This is a genomic window from Gilliamella sp. X-57 (assembly GCF_057063565.1).
Genome location: NZ_JBXSQI010000025.1, coordinates 38,670 through 44,735, shown reverse-complemented (window position 1 = coordinate 44,735; position 6,066 = coordinate 38,670). Strand labels below are relative to the sequence as shown.

Below are 6,066 nucleotides of genomic sequence, written 5' to 3'. Positions count from 1 at the left end.
ACTCGTTAGTAAAGCTACGTTTTGCTCTTCGTGATGAATCGATTGCCATTGTTGTTACCTTCTCTTATTTTTAGTTTATCATAACAATGACCTTATAAAACTGGTACTAATTAGTGTAGCCGATCCAGTCCTTTGCCACTTTTAACTTTAAACCAATCAGCGGCTACCTTTTTAAAGGTGCTAGTAATTTCGTCATGCTTACGTTGTTCTTGTTCTGCTTTGTGCTCTTGAGGATCTACACCTTGCTTTATTAATTCTCGCGCTTCATCTCGTTGTTTTCGCGCTTGCTGTAGTGAAACCTCAGGATAACTACCGAAGCTAATTAATGCGCCCTTTTTGATATATGGACGCGTATACTTAAAACGCCAGATTTTAGAATTATTCGATTTAACTAAGAGATACATACCACCGCCATCAAATAAAGAGTAATCTTTATCTCTTGGTTTGGCTGCTTTTATTTGGGTGTCTGTTAATGGATGTGTTTTCCTTGCCATAATTATTTTAGGTATACGATATATAAGTATATTGCGTCTGTATACCTAAGCATATACCTAAAAATTATGGTTGTAAATGTACCTTACTGATACTTAATGGGCAATAAAATAGACTTTAAGGCTTGTTATTACTGGTTTTGGTGTGCTTTGTAGGGTTTAAAAGAATGTTACTGATTATTGAATTGGTGGAGCCAAGGGGGATCGAACCCCTGACCTCAACGCTGCCAGCGTTGCGCTCTCCCAGCTGAGCTATGGCCCCAAATAGAAAGGGATAAAACTGTGGCTAATAATATGCAACTAAATAATAAGTGTCAATCGATTTGATATTATTTGTTTGAAAAACAGCCAAATAAAACTCTGCCCATTGATGGCAGAGTTTACATAATTAACGCAATATTGAAGGTTGATCTGCACCTTCTGCTTCAATTTTAGGTGGCATAAAGTGTTCACGTTTTACGCCCAATTTAAGTGACATATACGCAGCCACATAAATTGATGAGATTGTACCAAGCACAATACCAACGCCTAATGTTTCAGAGAAGCCTTTTAACATTGAACCGCCAAAGATATACAGAATAACGACCACTGCAAGAGTTGTGCCTGATGTCATTAAAGTACGATGCAATGTCTGTGTTAACGAGATATTAATAACATCGTAAGGTTCTGCTCGGCGAATCTTTCTAAAATTCTCGCGAATTCGGTCGAAAACAACAATGGTATCGTTAAGAGAATAACCAATAATCGATAACATCGCAGCAATGATTGTTAAATCAAGTTCTCGTTCAAATAGCGATAAATAACCTGCGGTGATGATAACATCATGCGCTAAAGCCACAACGGCACCTGTACCGAATCGCCACTCAAAACGAAAGGCAATATAGATTAAAATACACACTAATGCGGCACAGATTGCCAAAACACCATCTTGTGCAAGTTCAGAACCAACAGTTGGACCAACAAATTCAATCCGTTTAATTTGAGCTTCTGCATCAATATCTTTATGGATTAAATTAGAAATTTTTGTGCCTAGTGCATTATCAATAGCGGATGAGGCACTATCATCTTCTTGCTTGGCCGAAGGTAATCTAATGATGATATCTTTACTACTTCCGTAATATTGTACTATCGGTTCGTGATAGCCAGCATTGCGTAAGCTGTTACGAAGGTCATCAAGGTTAACGGCTTTTGTTACGGTGAGCTCGACTGTTGTACCGCCAGTGAAATCTTGTCCTAGATTAAATCCTTTAACAAAAACAACCACAAACGATGCAACAACTAATAACATTGAAATAACAAAAGCAATAAAGCCAAATTTTAAAAAGTCGAGGACTCTGCGGCCATGATTTAATTCTCTAACATCATGATTTTGTTGTTTAGTAATACTCACAATAAACCTCTAAATTGATAACTTATTAACGCGACGACCGCCATAAATAAGATTGGCTAATGCACGAGTACCGACAATCGATGTAAACATCGATGTTACAATACCGATGCCTAATGTAATGGCAAAACCTTTAATTGATCCTGTACCAACTGCATAAAGAATAACAGCAGTAATTAAAGTGGTCAGGTTGGCATCAAAAATACTGCTCCAAGCGCCTGCGTACCCTTCGTTAATTGCATGCTGAACGCCACGTCCATTACTAAGCTCTTCTTTTATTCGTTCATTAATCAGTACATTGGCATCAACAGCCATACCCACAGTTAATACTATACCTGCGATACCTGGCATGCTTAGCGTTGCCCCAGGAAGTAAAGACATTGCACCAACAATTAAAATTAAGTTTGCAACTAATGCAAGGCTAGCAAACACGCCAAATAGACGATACATCACTAGCATAAAGATAACAGAAATCGCTAACCCCCATGCGCAAGATTCTAGACCTTGGGTGATATTTTCTTGCCCCATTGATGGCCCTACTGTTCGCTCCTCAATAATTTGAATAGGTGCAATTAATGCCCCTGCTCGTAATAATAGTGATAAATTTTTAGCTTCATCAATATTACCAATACCGGTTACTTGAAAACGATCACTAAAAATACCCTGAATAGTCGCTACGTTAATAACACGTTCTTGCTTTTCAAGTATTGGTTTGTCGTTTTCATCACGCTTACCGGTGTCTTTGTATTCAACAAATAAAGTTGCCATCGCTTTATGAAGATTTTTTTGGGTAAAATCAAACATTCTTTTACCGCCTGAACCATCAAGTGTAATAGCTACTTCGGGTTGGCCATATTGATTAACCCGATATGAAGAATCGGTAATATGATCCCCTGTTAATACAATACGTTTATACAGTAGTACAGGACGACCACTTTCCATATACTTAATTTCGGAACCATAAGGAATGCGCATATCACCATTTAGAATAGCAGGCAAATTAGGTGTACTCTCTTCGTTAACTTGTCTAAATTCTAATGTTGCCGTTGCTCCCAAAATACGCTTGGCTAATGCGGTGTCTTGTATGCCGGGTAATTCAACAACAATGCGATCTGCCCCTTGACGTTGAACAATTGGTTCAGCAACACCGAGTTGGTTAACACGATTACGTAGAATGGTAGTGTTTTGTTGTACAGCATCATTTTTCGCTTGTTGTAAACGTTGTTCACTGACATTGATGACAACACTGTTGTCGCGTTGAGAGATCACTTTGTAATCTTGTATTCCATTGATCTTAGTAATGGCTTTATTGCGATCTTCAGTATTATCAAATTGCATTACAATTTGCTGATTACTATCTTTACTTATCGTTTTATAATTTAACTTGCTATTAGTAAATTCAGCTTTGATGTTTTCGATAGATTGTTCAGTGAGTTTACTTAGTGCTGTGGTCATATCGACTTCCATTAAGAAGTGAACGCCACCACGCAAATCAAGACCCAGTTTCATCGGTTCTGCACCTAACACAGTAAGCCATGCAGGCGTTGCTGGCGCTAAATTTAATGCAACAGTATACTCTTCACCCAATGCTTCAGATATAAGTTCTTTCGCTTTAAGCTGGGTATCGTTATCGCCAACACGAATTAAAATTGATTTATTTTCATAAACCAATGATTTCGGTTCGATATGATTATCGGCCAAAAGTTTTTTGACCTTATCTTGCATAGCAACATCAATTTCAGCAGTCTTTGAACCTGAAATTTGTATAGCGGGATCTTCACCATAAATATTTGGAAGTGCATAAAGAAGGCCGAGGCAAATAACAACGACCAACATAATGTACTTCCACAAAGGATAGCGGTTTAACACGACATATTCTCTTGTGGGATTAGGTAATTAATACAATGAACGATAATAGATAACAGCCTATTATAGTGATTTCATTGTTCCTTTTGGTAAAACTGATGTAATAAAGTCACGCTTGATCACAACTTCAGTCGTATCGTTTAATTCTAGCGCGATGTAACCATTTTCGTTAACTTTTGCTACACGACCTATAAGCCCGCCATTGGTTAACACTTCATCACCTTTTGAAATTGATGCCATTAAATCACGATGTGCTTTAGCACGTTTTTGCTGTGGGCGCATAATCATAAAATAGAAAAATAAACCAAACACAACTAACATAATTGGCATAAAATAGTCGCCACCTGGTTGGCTACCATCGGCTGCATAGGCATTAGAGATTAAAAAATCCATACTGGTCCTCTTGTTTCAAACTAAATTTTTAAAGGTCGGAATTATAACACAATAAATAAATCTGTTATTAACTATTTCTTGTCAAAAAGTTTCAGAAAAGTATGCGTTTTAGTATAAAAAGTGTTTTAAGCTACTTTGGTTAATATACTCCGCCAATCAAGCGATGATGGCGGGTAAACGTTAATTACGTAGTTAAATATTGCGCCATGCTAACTAAGTTAAATAACCATTTAGGGTAAATTCCACAAAGCAGTGTCAATAAGGCACATAATACGATGATTAACTCGCTTATTCTAATATCCTGCCATTTTAATTTAATCGAAGCTCCACTTAACATTTGTCCATCACGACAAGGCGGCCTAATATAAAGATTGATAATTAAACGAGCATAAAAGTAAAGCCCCAATGCACTACCAATAACTACAGCGGCAACTAACCACCATAATTCCGCAGTTACGCCTAATAACACCAGTAAAAATCGCCCAACGAAACCCGCAGTTAGTGGTGTCCCTGCTAAAGATAAAAACCCAATGCCCATTGCTAATGCAAGAATTGGTCTGCGCCAAAATAGTCCTGAAAGATCAATTTCGTTTTCATGATCTTGCAGTTCGTTAGAATGCGAATCTAAACTGATCGCACCTAATATACAGATATTAGCTAAAATATACCCAATTAAGTAAACGCCAATGGTTTCTAATGCAAGTACTTGATATTGGACAGCAATTAAAGCCGTAAATAAATAGCCGAAATGCGCTATTGATGAATAGGCAAGTAATCGCTTTAAGCTACTTTGCTTTAACGCCAATAAATTACCCCACAAAATAGAACAAAAAGCCATAATCACTAAAATAATACGAATAGTTTCATTATTAACGATCGGTGCCAATAGGAATAGCCTTGCGATGGCACAGAAAATCGCAACTTTTCCAACTGTTGATAATAATAAGGCGACAATCGTTGGCGCGCCTTGATAAACATCCGGCAACCAAAGTTGAAATGGTACTAGTGATAATTTAAAACCAATACCAACCAACATTAAACAAACACCCATCAGTAATAATGTGCTTAGGTAAGGCATCGTTGAGAGTTGATAACTTAAACCACTAAAAGTGAGCTCTCCAGTAGTTGCATAATAAAAGGCAATGCCCATCAATAGAAATACACTGGCAACAGCAGATAAAATCATGTATTTAACTGCGGCTTCTAATGAATGAGTTTGTGTATATTGATAACCAATTAGTCCTACAAATGGAATAGATAATAGTTCAATCCCAATAAAAAGGGCGATTAAATGGCTAGCGTATACTAGTGTTACACCACCTAATGCCATAAAGAGCAAAATCAAATAAAATAATCCGTGCTGAATCTGCTCTTGTTTAAACCAGCGATAAGCAAAACATGCAACTGCAATGGATATCATTAAAATCAAACTGGTATAAAGTAAGCCATAGCCATCACAGGTAAAAAGTGCGGTAATATGGCGCGCTTTCCATTCATCCTTTGGACTACCATCAATCTTTGAATTATCATCAATATTAGTATGAGTATCGATATCTGTCGCTGTATTATCAATCTTACTGTTATCGATATTACTATCAATACTTGTATCTTCACTTCCACTTGATGAGCCTATAGCGTCATTAGGTACAGTATCAATTGCGATTGTTTCTTCACTTGCTGTATTTAGTTCTTTAGTTGGCTCAGAAACTGATACCGATATTTGCATATTGTCACTGCTGATATCAGTAATAGTCTGAGTACTAAGTGAAATTTTATAGCCAACCACTGCAGAACAGATCAACGCACAAACTAATCCACATACCGTTAAAATAGTGCAACCTCTGGTGCTTATTTTAAAAACAAATAGTGAAAATAACAAAACAATGATCGAAAAGCTTAATACAAAAATTGGCGATAAAGCTATCATAG

At 37.0% G+C, this 6,066-nt stretch carries 5 protein-coding genes and 1 tRNA gene; all 6 read right to left on the bottom strand.

Features of this window, described 5'->3' with window-relative positions; translation table 11 throughout:
- Window positions 1-110: 110 nt before the first annotated feature.
- The 6 genes from ACYIAL_RS11205 to ACYIAL_RS11180 all read right to left on the bottom strand — a co-directional run bounded on the left by ACYIAL_RS11205 (window position 111) and on the right by ACYIAL_RS11180 (window position 6,064).
- Window positions 111-494: an integrase arm-type DNA-binding domain-containing protein gene (locus ACYIAL_RS11205; RefSeq protein WP_483751717.1), complete on the bottom strand. Its 384-nt coding sequence runs from the start codon at window positions 492-494 to the stop codon at window positions 111-113.
- A 183-nt stretch (window positions 495-677) separates the two neighbouring features.
- Window positions 678-753: transfer RNA gene (locus ACYIAL_RS11200), tRNA-Ala, on the bottom strand.
- Window positions 754-879: 126 nt separating this feature from the next.
- Complete coding sequence (gene secF / locus ACYIAL_RS11195; protein ID WP_174796752.1) at window positions 880-1,875, bottom strand: protein translocase subunit SecF; 996 nt, start codon at window positions 1,873-1,875, stop codon at window positions 880-882.
- Window positions 1,876-1,890: 15 nt separating this feature from the next.
- Complete coding sequence (gene secD, locus ACYIAL_RS11190) at window positions 1,891-3,747, bottom strand: protein translocase subunit SecD (RefSeq protein ID WP_174796717.1); 1,857 nt, start codon at window positions 3,745-3,747, stop codon at window positions 1,891-1,893.
- Window positions 3,748-3,807: 60 nt separating this feature from the next.
- Entirely contained in the window at window positions 3,808-4,137 is a 330-nt protein-coding gene (yajC, locus tag ACYIAL_RS11185; protein ID WP_160430672.1) for a preprotein translocase subunit YajC, read from the bottom strand.
- Window positions 4,138-4,321: 184 nt separating this feature from the next.
- Entirely contained in the window at window positions 4,322-6,064 is a 1,743-nt protein-coding gene (locus tag ACYIAL_RS11180; protein ID WP_483747907.1) for an NADH-quinone oxidoreductase subunit N, read from the bottom strand.
- Window positions 6,065-6,066: the final 2 nt, after the last annotated feature.

Excerpts from the sequence above, each read along its gene's own strand:
- yajC (WP_160430672.1), bottom strand. The coding sequence starts at position 4,137 with ATGGATTTTTTAATCTCTAATGCCTATGCAGCCGATGGTAGCCAACCA.
- ACYIAL_RS11205 (WP_483751717.1), bottom strand. The coding sequence starts at position 494 with ATGGCAAGGAAAACACATCCATTAACAGACACCCAAATAAAAGCAGCC.
- ACYIAL_RS11180 (WP_483747907.1), bottom strand. The coding sequence starts at position 6,064 with ATGATAGCTTTATCGCCAATTTTTGTATTAAGCTTTTCGATCATTGTT.